Raw genomic sequence first — 18,086 nt, 5'->3', positions numbered from 1 at the left:
AAAAAAGCACCGGCGGCGGTGGGAGACGAGCAAAGCCGCCGGCGCAAGCGCCTACTTCATGCAGGCAGGAGTGATGCCTTTTTCTTTTGCGTATTTCGCAGCGGAAGCCTTGAACAGCGGGTGGATCAGGTTCTTGTTACCCTCGATCCAGTCCGACACCAGCACCCACTTGCTGCCGTCCCATTGCTGGATCTTCACCTTGCCCGATCCTTCGTGGTTGTCGCAGGAGGTCTTGATCTCCGGCAGCAGCCCGGTAGCGCCCAGGGCCTTCAGGCGGGCATCGGTGATGTTGAGGTTTTCAAAGCCCCAGCGCACCTGCTCGCCGCTCATGACCTTGCCCTTGCCGTATTTGTCCTGGGCGGTACGCACCGCTTCCACGGTAGCAATCGCGGCCGACACGCCACGGTTGTAGAGGATGGAACCGAGCTTGTTCTTGTCCTGCATGTTGCCCTTGCCCGCGCCATAGACCACCTTGTCGATATCGGCGATCACCGGGACATCCTTGCCGGCCACGTTCCAGGTCGCCGACAGATAGCCCTTGGCGGCTTCGCCTGCCGGAATGGTGTCTTCTTCCGAACCGGCCCACCAGGAACCGACGATCTTGTCACGCGGATAGCCGACCTTCTGCGCCGCCTTCAGCGCGGTCTGGTTCATCACGCCCCAGCCCCAGAAGATGACGTAGTCCGGGTTTTCCTGGCGGATGCGCAGCCACTGCGCGCCCTGTTCGTTGCCGGGGTGGGCCACCGGGATTTCCACCAGCTTGAACTTGCCGATGGAAGACTCGGCCTGCAGCGCCACGATGGGCTCCTTGCCATAGGCCGAATCGTGGTACAGGAAGACGATCTTCTTGCCGGCCAGCGAGCCATTGTTCTTGCCGGCCAGGTACTTGACGATGGCCGAGACCTGCATCTGGTAGGTCGTCACCAGCGGGAAGGCATACGGAAATACCGAGCCGTCCACCGCATCGGTACGACCATAGCCGATCATCACCAGGGGCACCTTGTCTTCGGCGGTCTTGTCGATGAGGGCGTAGGAGATGCCGGTGGCCATGGGATTGATGGCCGTGCCGTGGGTGACCGTGTTCTTGTTCTTCATGCGCTCGTAGCACTCCACGCCCTTGGCGTTGTTGTACTCGGTCTCGCACTCTTCCCAGGACAGCTTGACGCCGTTGACGCCGCCTTCCTTGAGGTTGACGTAGTTCAGGTAATCGACATAGCCGCCGTAGTAGGACTGGCCATTGGTCCCGTAGGGGCCGACGCGGTAGCTGGGGATGGCAATGAACTGGTCATTGGTCTGGGCCAGCGCCGGGGGCGCCGCCGACAGCAGGCCGGCGGCACAGGCGGTCGCCAGCACCAGTTGCCTGAGATGCTTCATGGTCTTCATGGTCTCGTCTCCTTTATGTTGTCGTTGCCGACTTTTATCGGACGCCGGTGATCCGGCCTCCGCCTACCTCGATACGGTGTTGCGCCACCTCGCCCCCCCTCAGTGCGGGAACGGCCACAGGCGCAGTTTTTCCTTGGCGATCTGCCACAGCCGCGCCAGCCCGTGCGGCTCGGCGATGAGGAAGAAGATGATCAGTGCGCCGAACACCATCATCTGGATGTGCGACACGGTGGCATTCGTGAACGGCAGGTGCAGCAGCGCGGCCAGCGGCGGCAGCGCGTTGTCCAGGAAGATCGGCAGCAGCAGGATGAAGGCCGAACCCAGGAAGGAGCCGAGGATGCTGCCCACGCCGCCGATGATGATCATGAACAGGATGCGGAAGGACAGGTCCAGCGAGAAGCCGTCCGGCTCCACCGAACCCAGGTAGCAGAAGGCATACAGCGCCCCGGCCACGCCGCAGTAGAAGGAACTGACGGCGAAGGCGGTCAGCTTGGTGCGCATCAGGGGAATGCCGATCACCTCGGCGGCCACGTCCATGTCGCGCACCGCCATCCAGGCGCGCCCGGTGGAGGAACGCACCAGGTTCTTGGCCACCAGCGCCAGTACGCTCACCACGGCCAGCACGAACAGGTACTTGCGCACCGGGGTGTCGATGGCGATGCCGAAGAAATCGATCTTGGGGGTGCTGATCACGCCCGAGGAACTGTTGTTGGAGAACCAGGGGAACTTGGTCAGCGCCCACACCACGAAGAACTGCGCCGCCAGCGTGGCCACGGCCAGGTAGAAGCCCTTGATGCGCAGCGAAGGCAGCCCGAAGAGCACGCCGACCAGCGCCGCACAACCGCCCGAGAGCAGCAGCGTGGCGACGATGGGGATGCCCTCCACCCGCAACTGGAAGTTGTAGGCCGCGTAGGCGCCCACCGCCATGAAGGCGGCCGACCCCAGCGAGAGCTGGCCGGCATAGCCGGTCAGCACATTCAGGCCCAGTGCGGCCAGCGCGAAGACCAAAAATGGCACCAGGATGGCCGAGAACCAGTATTCGCTGCCCAGCAGCGGCACGGCCACGAAGGCGAACACCATGAACAGCGTGAAGATGATGCGATCCTGGCGGATCGGGAAGATCTGGCTGTCGGCGATGTAGCTTGTCTTGAATTGTCCTGCTTCACGGTACAGCATCATGTTCTCCTTGTTCCTGCTCTTGCTCAATCCATCTGACACCGTTCGTCCTGAGTAGCGGCGCAACCGCGTATCGAAGGCGCGCCGTCAGCAAGCGCAGGAGCGCCCCTTCGACAGGCTCAGGACAGGCTTCGATACGGCCCTGATGGGCCTACTCAGTCCGAACGGTGGTCTGAGGTGCAAGCCGTCTCATTCAATCGATCCATATTGAAACAGTTGGAATCAGCACTTTGTCATACCCGGTCGATATGCCGCTCGCCGAACAGGCCTTCCGGCCGGACCAGCAAAAACAGCAGCGCGAACACATACGGGAACCAGCCTTCGATGCCGCCGAAGTTGCCGCCGAAGGCATCCTGCATCACCGGCGGGATATAGATTTCGGCCAGCTTTTCGGAGGCGCCGATGATGAGCCCGCCCACGATCGCCCCGGGGATCGAGGTGAAACCACCCAGGATCAGCACCGGCAAGGCCTTCAGCGCCGTCATGGTCAGCGCGAACTGCACGCCGTTGCGCGAGCCCCAGAGCAGGCCGGCGATCAGCGCCACGAAACCGGCCACGCCCCACACCACCGCCCAGATATGCTGCAGCGGGATGCCCAGCGACAGCGCGGCCTGGTGGTCATCAGCCACGGCCCGCAGCGCCCGGCCCACCTTGGTCCTCTGGAAGAACAGGGCCAGCGCCGCCACCAGTGCCACGACCATGCCGGAGGCAAAGAGGTCGAACTTGGAGAGGCCGATGCCGACACTGTCCATCACCGACTGGATCGGTTCGTCGACGATGCCCAGGTCGATGGGACGCACTTCGCTGCCGAACAGCAAGGGTCCCAGGCCTTCCAGGAAGAAGGTCAGGCCGATGGTGGCCATGAAGAGCGTGATCGGCGGCTGGTTGACCAGCTTGCGCAGCACGAAGCGTTCGGTGGCCAGGCCCACCAGGATCATCACCACGAAGGCGCCGATGATGGCGGCCCACATCGGCATGCCTTTTTCCATCAGGCCCACCACCGCCAGCGCGGCGAAATAGACCATCGCCCCCTGCGCGAAATTGAACACGCCCGAGGCCTTGTAGATCAGCACGAAGCCCAGGGCCACCAGTGAATACATCAACCCGGAGAGCAGTCCGCTCAGGGTGACTTCGAGGAAGAATTGCATGTCGTCTCCTTGCTACCGCCTTCGATATTGTTTTTATTATTTATATTATTTATTGACTGCACGTGGATCCCGGACTCAGTGCGAGGTCCCCAGGTAGGCCTTGATCACTTCGGGATTGCTCATCACCTCGTCGGGCGTGCCGTCGCCGATCTTCTTGCCGTAGTCCAGCACCACCACCCGGTCGGAGATATCCATGACCACGCCCATGTCGTGTTCGATGAGCACGATGGTGGTGCCGAACTGGTCATTCACATCCAGCACGAAACGGCACATGTCCTGCTTTTCTTCCACGTTCATGCCGGCCATGGGTTCGTCCAGCAGCAGCATGTGCGGTTCGGCCGCCAGCGCCCGCGCCAGCTCCACGCGCTTTTGCAAGCCGTAGGGCAGGCGTCCCACCGGGGTCTTGCGGATGTGCTGGATTTCCAGGAAATCGATCACCTCCTCCACCTTGTGGCGATGTTCGATTTCCTCGTTGCGGGCCGCGCCCCACCACAGGGCGTTGGAGAACAGGCCAGAGCGCATCTTGGTGTTGCGTCCGGTCATGATGTTGTCCAGCACCGTCATGCCCTTGAAGAGCGCGATGTTCTGGAAGGTGCGGGCAATGCCCTGGCGCGCGATGGCGCTGGGATGCATGCCCAGGCGCGGCTGGCCGCGATAGAGGATCTGGCCTTTCTGCGGATGGTAGACGCCGTTGATGACGTTGATCATCGAGCTCTTGCCGGCACCGTTGGGGCCGATGATGGCGCGGATTTCATGTTCGCGCACATCGAAGGAAATGTCGGTCAGCGCCTTCACGCCACCGAAGGACAGCGAGATGTTCTGCAGGTCGAGGATGACCTCGCCGATGCGGCGCCCGTTGGCGGCCACGGCCGCTGCTTCTTCATCGGGGCTGGTCACGGGCGGCAGGCCCGAGGGCAGGATTTCGGAAGACAGGTGTCGTTTCATGGTCGTATTCATTCAGCGGTGGTCTGGTCGGGCTACGCTGCTGGCCGGGCCGTTTGCGGGCGCCCGGGACGGGACTGCGTGCTGCTCAGGCGGCGCTTTGCAGCGTCTTGAAGGTCTTGGCCTCGGCGATCTTCAGGTCGGCCGCGATCATGCCCTGGCGGCCATCCTCGAACTTGACCTGGGTCTCGATGTATTGCGACGGGCGACCGTCGTAGAGCGCCTCGATCAGCACCGCGTACTTCTCGGCGATGAAGCCGCGCCGGACCTTGCGGGTGCGGGTCAGTTCTTCGTCGTCGGGATCCAGTTCCTTGTGCAGGATGAGGAAGCGATGGACTTGTGAATCGGCCAGCAGCGGGTCCGCCACCAGATCGGCATTGACCTTTTCCACGCATTCGCGCACCAGTTCGTACACCGCGGGATTGGCGGCCAGGTCGGTGTAGCCGCTGTAAGGCAGGTTGCGCCGTTCGGCCCAGTTGCCCACGGCATCCATGTCGATGTTGATGAAGGCCATGCACTGCTCGCGACCGTTGCCGAAGGTCACCGCTTCCTTGATGAAGGGGAAGAACTTCAGCTTGTTCTCGATGTACTTGGGCGCGAACATGCTGCCGCAGGCCATCTTGCCGACATCCTTGGCGCGGTCGATGATCTTGAGGTGGCCGTCGCTGTCGAAGAAGCCGGCGTCACCGGTGTGGAAGTAGCCGTTGGCGTCGATGGCCTCGGCAGTGGCGTCGGGGCGCTTGAAGTATTCCTTCATCAGGCCGGGCGAACGCACCAGCACTTCGCCGTTGTCGTCGATGCGCACTTCCACGCCCTTCATGGGCCGGCCCACGCTATCGAGCTTGACGTCGCCCGAGGGCTGCATGCACACCGTCACGCAGGTCTCGGTCATGCCATAGAGCTGCTTCAGGTTGATGCCCATGGAGCGATAGAAGTCGAACAGGTCGGGGCCGATGGCCTCGCCGCCGGTATAGGCCACGCGCAGGCGCGACATGCCCAGCACGTTCTTCAATGGCCCGTAGACCAGCAGGTCGCCCAGCGCATATTGCAGCCGGTCCATCAGCGACACGCCCGGCTTGCCATCCAGGATGCGCATGCCGACCCGGCGCGCCACGCGCATGAAACCATGGAACATCTTGCGCTTGAGCCAGCCCGCATCCTCGATGCGGATCATGACCTGGGTCAGGATGTTTTCATACACGCGCGGCGGCGCGAAGTAATAGGTCGGGCCGATCTCGCGCAGGTCGGTCATGACGGTATTGGGCGACTCCGGGCAGTTCAGGCAGAAACCGGCGACGTGCTGCTGGGCGAAGGAGTACAGGAAATCACCCACCCAGGCCAGCGGCAGGTAGCACAGGATGTCGTCGTCCTGGTCCAGATGATCGAACTCCACCAGCGTGGTGGCGGTGGTGATCATGGCCCGGTGCGAATGGCACACGCCCTTGGGCTTGCCGGTGGTGCCGGAGGTATAGAGGATGATGGCGACGTCGTCGGGCGAACCGGCCGCGACTTCCTTCTCGAAGAAGTCGGGATGGGCGTGCTCGTAGGCGCGGCCCAGTTCCTGCACGCGGGCAAAGGACAGCAGTTCGGGCTGGTGGTAGTTGCGCATGCCACGCTCGTCGTCAAAGATGACGTGGGCGATGCGGGGCAGGTTTTCCTTGATCTCGAAGACCTTGTCGACCTGCTCCTGATCTTCGGCCATGACGAAGTCGACGTTGGCGTCGGCCAGCACATAGGCCATGTCGGCGGCCGGTGCGTCCTGGTACAGCGGCACCGGCATGCCACCCAGCGCCTGCGCGGCGCTCATGGCCCAATACAGGCGCGGGCAGTTGTTGCCGATGATGGCCAGGCTCATGCCGCGCTTGAAGCCCAGGGCCGCCAGGCCGCAGGCAAAGCTACGCACCTCGTCGGCCACCTGGCGCCAGCTCGTGGTCTGCCAGATGCCCAGGTCCTTCTCGCGGAAGGCGGCCCGCTCGGGGCGTTGGCGGGCATGCGCCTGCAGCAGCCGCGGAAAGGTCGCGGCCTGGTTGTCTTGTCTCGTCTCCACCATCTTCCCACCTTCTTGTGCAGGTTCGAAAGATTCGCCCGTTCACTTTTCCGTGTATCGAGGCGAATCCGGTGTCGGATCAGTCTGTGCTGCCAGGCTTACGCTGCTCTTACTGCAGCAGTCATTGTGTCGGGCATGCCAGCTGTCCTGTCTCTATGATTGGACTGGGTTTGGTTCAGGCCTTTTTTGCGATGATAGTAGAGTGAGAGGTTGCCAGTGGATGTCATCTCACCGACAATTGACAAACTTTCGATATTGCGACGCATCATCATGGAGACATCAATTCGACGCATGCTGTCCAAGAGCATCTGGGCGCAGGCGCTGACCGAAGAGCAACTGGCCCGGGTGGAATCCGAAGTGGTCAGCCGCAAGATTGCCGCCGGTGGCTATGTCTGCCGCAAGGGTGACCCGGTCGCGCACTGGATCGGCGTGCATGAAGGCTTGCTGAAGATGAGCAGCGTCTCGCCCGAGGGCAAGACTGTCTCCTTCGCCGGCATGGCCAATGGCGGCTGGCTGGGCGAAGGCTCGCTGCTCAAGGACGAGCCGCGCAAGTACGACGTGGTGGCACTGCGCGAGAGTGAATTGCTGTACATGCCCAAGGCCACCTACATCTGGTTGCTGGACAACAGCATCCCCTTCAACCGTTTCCTGGTGACGCAGTTGAACGAGCGCCTGGCGCTGTTCATTTCGCTGGTGGAATACGACCGCATGCTGGAGCCGGATGCCCGCGTGGCACGCTGCCTGGCGGCCCTCTTCAATCCCTACCTGAATCCGGGCATCGGCCGCAACCTGCAGATTTCGCAGGAGGAAGTCGGCAATCTCTCCGGCACCTCGCGCCAGCGTGCCAACCAGGCCCTCCAGGTACTGGAAAAGGCCGGCCTGCTGAAGGTGGATTACGGCAGCATCACCATCAACGACCTGGATGGCCTGCGGCAATTTCCGGGGTGAAACCCCGGGCCTGGCCCGTCCACCCGTCCACGGTCTCGGCCTGCAGGACGGCATGAAAAAAGCGCGGTCACAGCCGCGCTTTTTCGTTGGGACAACGGCCTGCCGGCCGATGGCTGCGCTCAGGAAGCTGCCGCCGGGGATGCCGGGGCGTCTTCGCCGTTGCGGGCCGGGCGATTGCGATTGCGCCAGTAGATGCCGGTATCGACCACGGTGCCCATGAATTCCTTGGGGTCGGTGGACTTGACGACGTAACCATTGGCGCCCAGTTCGTAGCTCTGGTTGATGTCGCGCTGGTCGTCCGAGGAAGAGAACATCACCACCGGGATATGCGAAGTGGCAGCGTTGGACTTGATGATCTTCAGGAAATCGTGACCGCTCATCAGCGGCAGGTTCAGATCGAGCAGGATCAGGTAGGGGTGCAGGTCCTTGCGGTGCGCATATTCCCCCTGGAAGAAGAACTCCTCGGCCAGTTCCGCATCGGCAAACCAGGTCAGCTTGTCGGCCAGCTTGCGACTGCCCAGCGCCAGGCGGGTCAACTCGGCCACTTCCGGGCTGTCGTCGACGAGGATGATGTCATATTGCTCGATATCCATGGATGGATCGCTTTCTTCAGTAAATTTCAAGCTGGAACTATTCTTGCCGGACTGACCACCTCTGGCCGTCACCGAACGACATCAGGGACGTCGGGAACTGCCCTTCCCCCTAGTTTCCAGCATCGGCGATGCGCTGGAACACCAGTACCGACGCCGATCCCGGTACTGTCAGGGATTATTGCACAGGCGATTTCAAAAAAAATCAGATTTTTCCTTAACCAGGTGAAGCTGTCACTTGTCCGGGGTGGCAATCCCGGTCCGGATGGCGTACCGCACCAGGCCCGGCACATCGCGGATATCCAGCCGGTCCATCAGCTGCGCCCGGTGGGTCTCGATGGTCTTGGCGCTGACATTGAGCTGGTAGGCGATTTCCTTGGTGTTGTTGCCCTCGGCGATCAGTTGCAGGATTTCGCGCTGGCGCGGAGTCAGCACCTCCACCGGCGTGCCGTTCTGGGCGACCCGCTTCATGTAGTTGTCCAGGGCCTCGCGCGAGATATGGGAGTCCAGGTACTGGCGACCGTGCTTGACCTCGTAGAGCGCCTTTTCCAGCTCGGTGGCGGCGGAATCCTTGAACAGGTAGCCGTTGGCGCCGGCATTCAAGGCCTGCATCACGTATTCCTCGCTGCCGTACATGGACAGCATCAAAAAGCGGATGGTGGGGTATTCGCCGCGCAGGCGGCGTAACGCTTCCAGACCGTTCATCCCCTTCATGGCGATGTCCAGCAGCACCAGGTCGGGTTTCAGCTGCGGGATCATCTCGATGACCTCGGCGCCATCGGACGCCTCGCCCACCACTTCCACACCGGGCATGGCGGTCAGCAATGCCTTGATGCCACTGCGCACCAGCGCGTGGTCGTCGGCCAGCATGATTCGTGTAAGCATTACAACCTCCTGACGATAGGGGCGACCGGCAGGTGCATGACGATTTCCGTCCCTGCGCCGGGCGCCGAAGTGATATCCATGGAACCGCCTACCAGCACGGCCCGCTCTTCCATGTTGAGCAGGCCGAAACTGGTGCCGGAAATGGCGTTGCTGCGGGCACGCTCGATGTCGAAACCGCGACCGTCATCGCGGATGCTGAGATAGACCTGGTCCTGCTGGCGGTCGATCTTGACCCAGATGTTCTGGCACCTGGCGTGACGCAGGATATTGGTGACCGCTTCCTGCACGATGCGAAAGGCGGTGTTTTCGATGTCATGGTGCAACTCGCCGTCGTGGCCGCTGCTTTCGAACCAGCCATTGACGTTGGCCAGCTTGGATTTCTGCTCCACGTAGGAACGCAGGGCGGCGATCAGGCCCAGGTTGTCCAGCTGCGGCGGGCGCAGATCCAGCGACAGGCTGCGCACCTGGGCCAGCACGGCGGTGACGATGTCGATGCCGTTCTGCAGCGAAGGGCCTTCCAGGGTGCCGGTCTTCTTGATGGTTTCCAGGTTGATCTTGAGCGCTGTCAGCGACTGGCCGACGTCGTCATGCAGGCCGCGCGCCAGGTGCTGGCGTTCGCGCTCCTGCACTTCGATCACCCGCGACGACAGCAGCTGCTGGCGCTGGATCGCCAGCTCCAGCTCGCGCCGCGACTGCTCGCGCTCGGTGACGTCGATGGCCAGCCCGGCGACCATGTCGCCCTTGCCCTCGCCGCTGATGGGAAAACGCACCACATCGAGGATGCGGGCATTGTGGTTGTGGTCGAAGATGGTTTCCTGGGTATGCAGTTCGACCTTCTCGTCGAGCACCTTGCGGTCATATTCCTGCGAGGCCTGGGCCGCGCCGGTGCTCATCAGCTCGGCGTCGGTCATGCCATCCATGTCATGCGGAGTCATGCCGAAGAAGGCCGACTGTGCCGGGTTGACGTAGCTGTAGCGCAGCTGCGAATCCTTGATCCAGGTCGGCATCGGCGCGGCATTCATGAAGGCGTTGAAGCGCGCCTGCATCTCGCGCAGGGCCTGGGCGCTGGCGCGCTGCTTGCGCCGCGCCTGGGCGTCGCGCAGTTCGCGGTCGACCGCGTGCGGCAGGCGGGCGATGGCGCTCTTGAGGAAGTAATCCTGGGCGCCGGCCTTCATCACCTCCACTGCGGTCTGCTCGCCGATGACGCCGGAGACGATGATGAACGGCGTCTGGTCGTTGTCGGCCTTGACCAGTTTCAGGGCTTCCACGCCGCTGAACATGGGCATGGAGTAATCCGAGATGACGATGTCCCAGCGCTGCTCGTGCAGTGCCGCCAGCAGGGCCTGTTCGTCGTCGACCCGCTGCCAGGTGGGTTCGAAGCCGCCGCGCTTGAGTTCGCGCACCATCAGCACGGCGTCTTCTTCCATGTCTTCGACGAACAGCACGCGTAGGGGAATGCTCATGGGGCAGGTCTCTCTCGGTCAGACTCTTTGTTCAGAATGCGGCTGGTACATTGCTTCATACGATGTTGCTCTCATGCCGGGCCTCGATCATGCCACTTCAGCGCACATCACCCAGGCTGGGCATGACACCCTTGCGTGGCAGCGAGAAATAGAAGCTCGCGCCCACCTTGGGAGTGCTCTCGGCCCAGACCCGGCCGGTATGGCGGATCACGATGCGTTGCACCAGCGCCAGCCCGATGCCGGTACCCGGATATTCTTCCTGGCGATGCAGGCGCTGGAAGGTGCCGAACAGCTTGTGCACATAGCGCATGTCGAAGCCCACACCGTTGTCATGCACGCCATAGATGTATTCTTCGGGACCGACTTCCATGGTCACCCGCACCAGCGGCTGGTCGTTCTTGCTGCTGAACTTGACGGCATTGGAGAGCAGGTTTTCCCAGACCTGGGTGATCAGGCCACGATTGGCCACGGCGCCTTCCAGCGGCGCGACCTCGAACTGCACGGCCGGATTTTCCTGGCGCAGGCCGGCGATGACCTGGCCCACCACCTCTTCCATCGAAAAACGCTGCAAGGTCAGTTCACCCGTGGTGGACTTGGCCAACTTGAGCAGGTCGTTGATCAGTTCATCCATCTTGCGCACGTTGCGGCGGATCACCTGCAACTGTTCGCGGCCCTTTTCGTCGATCACGCTGGCGTAGTCTTCCTCCAGGATCATGGCGTAACCGGAAATGGCACGCAGCGGGGCGCGCAGGTCATGCGAGACGGAATAGGAAAAACTCTCCAGTTCCTTGTTGACGCTATGCAGGTGCTGGGCCTGCCGTTCCAGATCGGCGTTGAGGGCCTCGATTTCGTCCTCGGCGCGCTTGCGCTCGGAAATGTCATAGATGACCGTGCGGCTGATCAGCTTGCTGTTGTCGCGGCTGGGGATGGCGGTGGCATTGACCAGGGCCGTGAATTCGCTGCCATCGGCGCGGCGGAAGTCGAGATCGATGCCGTTGATCTCGCGCTTGAGCAGGAATTGCGGATGCAGCTCACGCTGGTAACGCTCGGCGCTCACAGGGCTGAGCAGATCGAGCTGGGTCATGCGCCCGACCACCTGCTCGCGGGTATAGCCCAGCCACTTGAGTTCGGTGTCGTTGATCTTGATGATGGTCTTGTCGGTCTCGTCGACCGAGTGATAGCCGCAGGGCGCGTTGTTGTAGAGGTCTTCGATCTCGTCTGAATAGGCCTGGGCGCGCTGCTGCGCCTCCACCCGACGGCTCATCTCGCGGCGCAGCTTGCTGTAGACCATCACCAGCAAGGCCATGCTGAGCAGACTGCCGCTGACCACCATGATGATGGTCAGGTCGGCGCTGGCGGCGGTGTCATGGGCACGCCGGGCAAGCAGTGCATTCTCGTTGCTCTTCATCTCTTCAAAGCCGTTGCGGATGCGATCGCTCAGGTCCTTGCCTTCCAGTACCCGTTGGCGCCCTTCGTCTGGACTGAGCTCCATCAGGCGACGGGAGAGGCTGATCCGCTGTGATACCAGATCTTCCGTACGGGTCAGCAGTTGCAGCTGCTGCAGATTGTCGCTCATGAGCCGGCGCAGATCCTGCAGAAGCACCTCGATTTGCCTGACGCCCGCCTCGAAACCGGCCTGGTATTCCTGGTTGCCGGACAAGGCATACCCGCGTGAATTGCTGACCGCGTCGCGCACGGTCGAATTGGCGACTTCCAGCTTGTTGATGACGGCGTGACTGTGCTGCAACCAGACTGCGCGCTGCTCGAAATCGCGCACGCTGTAATAGGAAAACGCCGCCACGCCCAGCGAGAGCAGCAAGGCCAGCAGGAAGAAGAGGCCGGTACTGGCGCGCGCCAGCCCGCTTTGTCTAGTTATCGGCATGTATCACATGATCAGATCGGTCACATCGGTTACTTTTCATCGGTCTGGCGGTCACGTCCTGAACTTGCGGAGCGGTTACCTGATCGCCCGCCTGAATGACCGGCGCGCAAGGCGCTGCGCAGATACTCGGGCATGAACTTTTCAAAGGGCCACCCATCCGGGCGCACGGCGATGCAGCGCCCGATCCCCCCATTGCACGGTCAGCAGCGCTGCCGTGGGTACGTCTCCTTGCTGTCTGCAGCGATGCCGGAATGTGACGATCTGGCATCAATTGTTTTCTTTCTGTCAGCAAATCGAAGCAAATTCTTAAAATTTGCTGAAAACGGTGTTGCTTGCCTGCACCTTTGACTCCGTTTCAGAGTAAATATTCGAATTAATTCTATAATAGATTCCAGCTTTTACAGACATTTGCCGGCATCGCATCATGATGAAAAAATCACCCGCCCTCTTCCTTGCCGTCGGTCTCCTGGCTGGCCTGAGCGTGAATGCCGTGGCCGTCTCTACCACCGGCAAGCTCGACATCAGTGCCATCGTCCCGGCGCAATGCGTGGTGCAGAGCGCCGCGCTGCCCTTTGGCGTCTATGCGTCCAGCGCGCTGCAACAGAACGCCCAGATCGGCGTGGCCTGTTCCGCCGGCACCAGCTACACGATCAGCCTGGATGCCGGCACCGGCGCAGGCGGCAATGTCGCCACGCGCAAGCTGACCACTGCCGACGGGGCCAATTCGCTCAACTATGGCCTGTATCAGGATGCGGCCCGCACCCGCGCCTGGGGCAACAGCAGTGGCAGCGACACGGTCGCCGGGGTCGGCAACGGCAGCGCCCAGAACGTGCCGGTCTACGGCTATATCCCGGCCGGCCAGACAGCGCGCGCCGGTAGCTACAGCGACGTGGTCGCCATTACCTTGTCCTACTGAATACCGGGTTGGTCGGCGCAGGCCATGCGCCAGCAGGCAGCGCCTGCGACCACTTCCCTACCCGCCCCTCCATGCATGGCGCGACTTTTCACACGAAGTCGCGCCATTTTTACGTCCGCGTGGGGCGTACATCTTCCGTCCCGACACGCAAGTTGATGAAATGAAATATTTAACTTTCAGTTAAATTCTGTGGCTGCCCTGCAACTTTTTGTTTTACCTGTCGCGGTTTCGTTTTACTCTAGTAAAAATTTGACAAATACCTGACAACCAGAATGGGGATTTCGTAGCGTGACGAGATCAGAAACCATGTTGTGGCGGCTCGCACGTGTCTGTGCAATGGGCTGCCTGATGACGGCAGGGGGATGGCAACAGGCGCAGGCCTCCAATTTCGAGATTGCCCCCGTGGTGCTGGAGCTATCCTCCTCACGCACGGCAGGGGTGATCAAGATCGTCAATAACGACAATCACAATGTGTCGCTGCAGATCCGTGCCTACGACTGGAACCAGGTCGACAGCAAAGATGATCTGCAACCCACCCAGAACCTGATCATCAGCCCGCCGGTGTTCAACCTGGCGCCGGGCGCGTCTCAGGTGATCCGCGTGGTGTCGCGCCAGGCAGCGGGAGCCGGCGAGATCGCGTTTCGCCTGCTGATCGACGAAATTCCCTCCGCGGCCGAGGGCGCCACCATCAATTTCAAGTTCCGGATTTCCATGCCGGTGTTCATCGCTCCCACCGGCACACCGAAGCCGCAGCTTGACTACCAGTTACGCTCAGGCAAGCCGACACGTCTGGTGGTGCAGAACCTGGGCAACCGGCGTGCCCGCTTGCTGGACCTGGCGTTGACCCTGCCCAACGGCAAGAAGATCACCGCACCGGCAGGCGGCAACCCCTATACGCTGGCCGGCATCACCCGCCAATACCTGATCGACACCGAGACCCCGCTTGCCGTAGGCAGCAAAGTCAAACTGACTGCCAACAGTGATGCCGGGCCGATTGATACCGAACTCACCGTGGCGCCTTGAAACGGCTGCTGCTGCTCTGGCTAATGCCTCTGATGCTGGTGCTGCTGGGCGCCACGGCGACCGTGGCACGGGCCGCCACCGGTGACGAGGTGTTGCTGCTGGAAGTGTCCATCAACGGCCGCGGCACCGATCTGGTGGCGCAATTCACGCGTCGCCAGCAAGCCCTGTATGCGACCGCGGCCGAACTGCGCAGTCTCAAGCTGCGCGTGGATGGCGCCGACGACGAGCTGATTCCCCTGCGCGCCATCGCTACCGGGATCGACCTCGACGAGGGCGCTGCCAGGATCAACCTCATGATTGCGGCCCGTTTCATGAACACGACCGACATCGACGCCACCAGCATTGCCAGCCGGGTTCCCTTGTCGGAGGGCGGGCGCGGACTGGTCCTGAACTACGATCTGCTGGCCACTTCCAGCCAGAACCAGCATGCCCTGGGTGGGCTGTTCGATGCCCGCTGGTTCAGCGGCAGCAGCGTGCTCAGCTCGACCGGGCTGGGCTACACCGGCAACAGCGGCGGCGTGTCGGCCCGCCTGGAAACCACCTATACCTATTCCCAACCGGCCAGCCTGACGCGTTACCGCCTGGGTGACGTCATCAATGGCAGCCTGGCCTGGACCCGCTCGGTGCGACTGGGCGGCTTCCAGTACGCGTCGGACTTCAACCTGCGTCCGGACCTGGTGCGCTTCCCCACGCCCTCGCTGGGTGGCGAAACCGTGGTGCCGTCCACCGTGGACCTGTTCGTCAATGGCGTGCGCCAGCTTTCGCAACCGGTGCCGCCCGGCCCCTTCGAGATCCGTCAGCCCCCTATCGCCAGTGGTGCCGGCCAGATCGCAGTGGCGGTCACCGACGAACTGGGACGGCAGACCCTGCGCACCATCAACTTCTACGCCACCGACCGCCTGCTGAAACCGGGCCTGTCGTCCTATTCGGCGGAGGGTGGCTGGGTGCGCCGCCGCTATGGCCTGCGCAGCAATGACTATGGGCAGTTCGCCCTGTCCGGCACGGCCCGCCAGGGGATGAGCGACATCCTTACGCTGGAGGGCCATGCCGAGGCCATGCGCAGCCTGAAACTGGCCGGTGGTGGCGCCGTCTTCAATCTCGGCAACCGCGCCGTGCTGGCCACCTCGCTGGCCGCCAGCAGTGCCGACAGCGGCTCGGGCCAGCAGGTGTCGCTGGCCGTCGAACGCAACGCCGATCCGGTGAGCGTGTCATTGACCCGCACCCAGTCCACCCGCAACTACCAGGACATCGGCGCCATCCAGGGGGCGCCGGTCTCGCGCGCGGCCACCATCGCCACGCTGGGCCTGAACCTGGGCAGCGGCGGCTCGCTGAGCATGGCCTATGCACGCAGCAAGAGCCCGCTGCTCTTTACCGATACCGGCACCAGCGGCCTGGCCGACAGCGAGACGGTGACGGTGACCTGGTTCAAGTCGGTGGGCAGCAGCTCCAACATGTACCTGACCGGTTACCGCGACTTTCGCAACAGCGGTTATGGCGCCACCATCGGCCTGATCATCCCCTTCGGCGGGCGCGATGTGGCCGGTGCCAGCGTAAGCAACAACAATGGCCAGCGGACCGCCACCCTGCAGGCCAGTCGCTCGACGGTGGCCATCGGCGACCTGGGCTGGCAGCTGCAGGGCACCGAAGGCAGCTACCAGCAGCGCATTGCCCAGCTCAACTACAAGAGCCGCTATGGCAGCCTCACCGCGGCGGCCTCGCAGGCAGCCAATACCACCAGCCAGCGGCTGGGGGCGCGCGGCTCGGTATCCTTCATCGATGGCGGCAGTTTCGCCTCGGACTGGATCGAGGACAGCTTTGCCGTGGTCAATGCCAGCGGCGTCAAGAACGTCGGCATCTACAACGAGAACCGCTACGCCGGCCGCACCGACGACAACGGCCAGTTACTGCTGACCGACCTGCGCGCCTACGACGTCAACAAGATTTCGGTGGACGTGCTGGACCTGCCGCTGACACTGCAACTGGACCAGCCGGACCAGTACATCCGGCCGCGCGATCGCTCCGGCGTGGTGGTGCATTTCAATGCGCGACGGGCCTCGGATGTGACCATCATCCTCAAGGATGAGGCGGGCCGGTTCATTCCGCTGGGCGCCAGCATCCGCGTGCGCGAGACCGGTCTGCAGGCGCCCGTGGGCTATGACGGCGTGAGCTACCTGCAGGAACTGGCACCGGTCAATACGCTGGACGTACTGCTGCCCTCGGGGGCGCAATGCCACGCCACGCTGACGCCGCCACCCCGCAGCGAAGGCGGCATGAGCAACGAAGTCGTGATCTGCCGTTGAAATGCGGCCGGCATCATGGAGAACACATGAAGACGATCCCTCCAATCCGCCCGGCCCTGGCCTGGGCCCTTGTCCTGCTGGCATGCGCCCCGGTGCAGGCGCAACAGATCTGCTCGTCGGCCACCAATCCGGTGGCGTTCGGGCTGTACGACCCGCAGTCCAGTGCGCACGTGGACAATACCGGCAGCATCACCGTGACCTGCCAGGCTACGGTGTCGTTGCTGATCGGCTATACGGTCAAGCTCAGCACCGGCAGCAGCGGTGCCTATGCGCAGCGCAAGATGCTCAGTGGCGCCAACAGCCTCAACTACCAGGTCTATACCGACTCGGCACGGACCTCGACGTGGGGTGATGGCTCCTCCAGCACCAGCTTCATCACCGATGGCTATCTGCTGCAGGTTCTCACACCCGTGGTCAAGACCTACACGGTCTATGGGCGCTTGCCGGGCAGCCAGAACGCCAAGGCAGGCAGCTATCTGGATACGTTGACGGTATTGATCACCTATTGAGCGCTTGGCGCCGGCCGCATCGCCAGGCATCGCTGGACATAGCCGATGTGGCGGCTCAGGTTTTCCCTGACGCAGATTGGCGGGTGGCTAGGGAATCGCCGGATGTCGCCGGCGCCGCCCGGAAATTACAGTGTCTCCATACCAGCGCTGCACAGGGAAGTTCTTGCAAGGGGCAAGGACGGGGCGGCCAACACCGGAGAAACCAAATGTTTTTTGCCAAGAAGAATCGTTTCGTTGCAGCTTCCATCGCCGCCGTCGTCCTGGCCTCCAGCGCTCCGGCTTCCTTCGCCGCCACCGCCAGCGGCACGCTGACCATCAGCGCCTCGGTGGTCGCCGCCTGCACCGTGGTCGGCTCGGCCATCGCCTTCGGCGCCTACACCCAGAGCGTGGTCAACCAGTCCGGCACCATCACCGTGCTCTGCACCAATGGCACCGCCTACAACGTCGGCCTGGATGCCGGCACCGGTACCGGCTCCACCGTCAGCAGCCGCAAGATGAGCGCGGCCGGCGGTGGCACCCTGAACTATGCGCTGTACCGCGATGCAGCCCGCACCAACAACTGGGGCTCGACCATCGGCACCGATACCGCCACCGGCACCGGCTCGGGCCTGACGCAGACGCTGACCGTCTACGGCCAGATCCCCGCCGCCCAGACTCCGCTGGCCGGCGCCTACTCGGATACCGTCACGGTCACGCTGACCTACTGAGACAAATACGCTGCACGCGCCCGGCAGCCGCATGCCGAAGCGCCTTTGAAGCCGGACTTGAGCAGCTGCAGCACGAAAGTTACTTGACTAAAGCTTAACTTGCGGACTACAACGTCAACACGACCAGATAACCGGGGAAAACCGGAGGGGGTAAACGGTGCACTTCG

The 18,086-nt window shown here is 62.6% G+C and carries 15 protein-coding genes; 6 read left to right on the top strand and 9 right to left on the bottom strand.

The window, feature by feature from the left end:
* Nucleotides 1–51: 51 nt before the first annotated feature.
* From HBH1_RS17885 to HBH1_RS17865, 5 genes are all read right to left on the bottom strand, one after another.
* Nucleotides 52–1,383, bottom strand: coding sequence for an ABC transporter substrate-binding protein (locus HBH1_RS17885; protein WP_182992086.1), 1,332 nt, complete (start codon nucleotides 1,381–1,383; stop codon nucleotides 52–54).
* Between the two features lie 99 nt (nucleotides 1,384–1,482).
* Nucleotides 1,483–2,559 carry a branched-chain amino acid ABC transporter permease gene (locus HBH1_RS17880; protein WP_006463903.1) on the bottom strand — a complete coding sequence of 359 codons (1,077 nt, stop codon included), beginning with the start codon at nucleotides 2,557–2,559 and terminating at the stop codon, nucleotides 1,483–1,485.
* A 233-nt stretch (nucleotides 2,560–2,792) separates the two neighbouring features.
* Nucleotides 2,793–3,707 carry a branched-chain amino acid ABC transporter permease gene (locus HBH1_RS17875; protein ID WP_102663827.1) on the bottom strand — a complete coding sequence of 305 codons (915 nt, stop codon included), beginning with the start codon at nucleotides 3,705–3,707 and terminating at the stop codon, nucleotides 2,793–2,795.
* Between the two features lie 75 nt (nucleotides 3,708–3,782).
* Complete coding sequence (locus tag HBH1_RS17870; protein ID WP_039875658.1) at nucleotides 3,783–4,664, bottom strand: ABC transporter ATP-binding protein; 882 nt, start codon at nucleotides 4,662–4,664, stop codon at nucleotides 3,783–3,785.
* Between the two features lie 73 nt (nucleotides 4,665–4,737).
* Nucleotides 4,738–6,699, bottom strand: a complete 1,962-nt coding sequence (locus HBH1_RS17865) for an AMP-dependent synthetase/ligase (RefSeq protein ID WP_102663826.1) — start codon at nucleotides 6,697–6,699, stop codon at nucleotides 4,738–4,740.
* 267 nt (nucleotides 6,700–6,966) lie between these two features.
* On the opposite strand from HBH1_RS17865, the gene HBH1_RS17860 reads away from it, so the two are divergent.
* Nucleotides 6,967–7,644, top strand: coding sequence for a Crp/Fnr family transcriptional regulator (locus tag HBH1_RS17860; protein WP_039875661.1), 678 nt, complete (start codon nucleotides 6,967–6,969; stop codon nucleotides 7,642–7,644).
* 119 nt (nucleotides 7,645–7,763) lie between these two features.
* On the opposite strand, the gene HBH1_RS17855 is transcribed toward HBH1_RS17860, so the two are convergent.
* The 4 genes from HBH1_RS17855 to HBH1_RS17840 all read right to left on the bottom strand — a co-directional run bounded on the left by HBH1_RS17855 (nucleotide 7,764) and on the right by HBH1_RS17840 (nucleotide 12,464).
* Nucleotides 7,764–8,237, bottom strand: a complete 474-nt coding sequence (locus HBH1_RS17855; protein ID WP_077235391.1) for a response regulator — start codon at nucleotides 8,235–8,237, stop codon at nucleotides 7,764–7,766.
* Between the two features lie 231 nt (nucleotides 8,238–8,468).
* A complete protein-coding gene (locus HBH1_RS17850; protein WP_039875663.1) occupies nucleotides 8,469–9,119 on the bottom strand; it encodes a response regulator in 651 nt (216 codons plus the stop codon).
* The gene (locus tag HBH1_RS17845; protein WP_077235390.1) at nucleotides 9,119–10,582 is read right to left on the bottom strand and encodes a hybrid sensor histidine kinase/response regulator; all 1,464 of its coding nucleotides are present in this window, start codon (nucleotides 10,580–10,582) and stop codon (nucleotides 9,119–9,121) included. The genes HBH1_RS17850 and HBH1_RS17845 overlap by 1 nt, the downstream gene beginning before the upstream one ends.
* A 97-nt stretch (nucleotides 10,583–10,679) precedes the next feature.
* Nucleotides 10,680–12,464 carry a sensor histidine kinase gene (locus HBH1_RS17840; protein WP_102663825.1) on the bottom strand — a complete coding sequence of 595 codons (1,785 nt, stop codon included), beginning with the start codon at nucleotides 12,462–12,464 and terminating at the stop codon, nucleotides 10,680–10,682.
* Between the two features lie 427 nt (nucleotides 12,465–12,891).
* Here HBH1_RS17840 and HBH1_RS17835 point away from each other — a divergent pair, with 427 nt between their 5' ends.
* The 5 genes from HBH1_RS17835 (at nucleotide 12,892) to HBH1_RS17815 (ending at nucleotide 17,919) form a co-directional block, all read left to right on the top strand.
* Nucleotides 12,892–13,380, top strand: coding sequence for a Csu type fimbrial protein (locus HBH1_RS17835; protein WP_166757976.1), 489 nt, complete (start codon nucleotides 12,892–12,894; stop codon nucleotides 13,378–13,380).
* A gap of 306 nt (nucleotides 13,381–13,686) precedes the next feature.
* A complete protein-coding gene (locus HBH1_RS17830; RefSeq protein WP_233207649.1) occupies nucleotides 13,687–14,403 on the top strand; it encodes a fimbrial biogenesis chaperone in 717 nt (238 codons plus the stop codon).
* A gap of 23 nt (nucleotides 14,404–14,426) precedes the next feature.
* A complete protein-coding gene (locus HBH1_RS17825) occupies nucleotides 14,427–16,703 on the top strand; it encodes a fimbria/pilus outer membrane usher protein (protein WP_102663822.1) in 2,277 nt (758 codons plus the stop codon).
* Nucleotides 16,704–16,729: 26 nt separating this feature from the next.
* On the top strand, nucleotides 16,730–17,212 hold the full coding sequence (locus HBH1_RS17820) for a Csu type fimbrial protein (RefSeq protein ID WP_102663821.1): 483 nt from the start codon (nucleotides 16,730–16,732) through the stop codon (nucleotides 17,210–17,212).
* 206 nt (nucleotides 17,213–17,418) lie between these two features.
* Nucleotides 17,419–17,919, top strand: a complete 501-nt coding sequence (locus HBH1_RS17815; protein WP_102663820.1) for a Csu type fimbrial protein — start codon at nucleotides 17,419–17,421, stop codon at nucleotides 17,917–17,919.
* Nucleotides 17,920–18,086 lie beyond the last annotated feature (167 nt).

The organism is Herbaspirillum sp. BH-1, from assembly GCF_002870055.1.
GTDB lineage: Bacteria > Pseudomonadota > Gammaproteobacteria > Burkholderiales > Burkholderiaceae_D > Herbaspirillum > Herbaspirillum frisingense.
The sequence above is the reverse complement of the archived record's forward strand: the minus strand, read 5'-3'. Positions and strand labels throughout refer to the sequence as shown.

Bases quoted from the DNA above. Each gene is read 5' to 3' on its own strand.
- HBH1_RS17880 (WP_006463903.1), bottom strand. From the start codon at position 2,559: ATGCTGTACCGTGAAGCAGGACAATTCAAGACAAGCTACATCGCCGAC.
- HBH1_RS17860 (WP_039875661.1), top strand. From the start codon at position 6,967: ATGGAGACATCAATTCGACGCATGCTGTCCAAGAGCATCTGGGCGCAG.
- HBH1_RS17815 (WP_102663820.1), top strand. From the start codon at position 17,419: ATGTTTTTTGCCAAGAAGAATCGTTTCGTTGCAGCTTCCATCGCCGCC.
- HBH1_RS17830 (WP_233207649.1), top strand. From the start codon at position 13,687: ATGTTGTGGCGGCTCGCACGTGTCTGTGCAATGGGCTGCCTGATGACG.
- HBH1_RS17855 (WP_077235391.1), bottom strand. From the start codon at position 8,237: ATGGATATCGAGCAATATGACATCATCCTCGTCGACGACAGCCCGGAA.
- HBH1_RS17850 (WP_039875663.1), bottom strand. From the start codon at position 9,119: ATGCTTACACGAATCATGCTGGCCGACGACCACGCGCTGGTGCGCAGT.
- HBH1_RS17865 (WP_102663826.1), bottom strand. From the start codon at position 6,699: ATGGTGGAGACGAGACAAGACAACCAGGCCGCGACCTTTCCGCGGCTG.
- HBH1_RS17835 (WP_166757976.1), top strand. From the start codon at position 12,892: ATGAAAAAATCACCCGCCCTCTTCCTTGCCGTCGGTCTCCTGGCTGGC.
- HBH1_RS17825 (WP_102663822.1), top strand. From the start codon at position 14,427: ATGCCTCTGATGCTGGTGCTGCTGGGCGCCACGGCGACCGTGGCACGG.
- HBH1_RS17845 (WP_077235390.1), bottom strand. From the start codon at position 10,582: ATGAGCATTCCCCTACGCGTGCTGTTCGTCGAAGACATGGAAGAAGAC.
- HBH1_RS17820 (WP_102663821.1), top strand. From the start codon at position 16,730: ATGAAGACGATCCCTCCAATCCGCCCGGCCCTGGCCTGGGCCCTTGTC.
- HBH1_RS17870 (WP_039875658.1), bottom strand. From the start codon at position 4,664: ATGAATACGACCATGAAACGACACCTGTCTTCCGAAATCCTGCCCTCG.
- HBH1_RS17875 (WP_102663827.1), bottom strand. From the start codon at position 3,707: ATGCAATTCTTCCTCGAAGTCACCCTGAGCGGACTGCTCTCCGGGTTG.
- HBH1_RS17840 (WP_102663825.1), bottom strand. From the start codon at position 12,464: ATGCCGATAACTAGACAAAGCGGGCTGGCGCGCGCCAGTACCGGCCTC.
- HBH1_RS17885 (WP_182992086.1), bottom strand. From the start codon at position 1,383: ATGAAGACCATGAAGCATCTCAGGCAACTGGTGCTGGCGACCGCCTGT.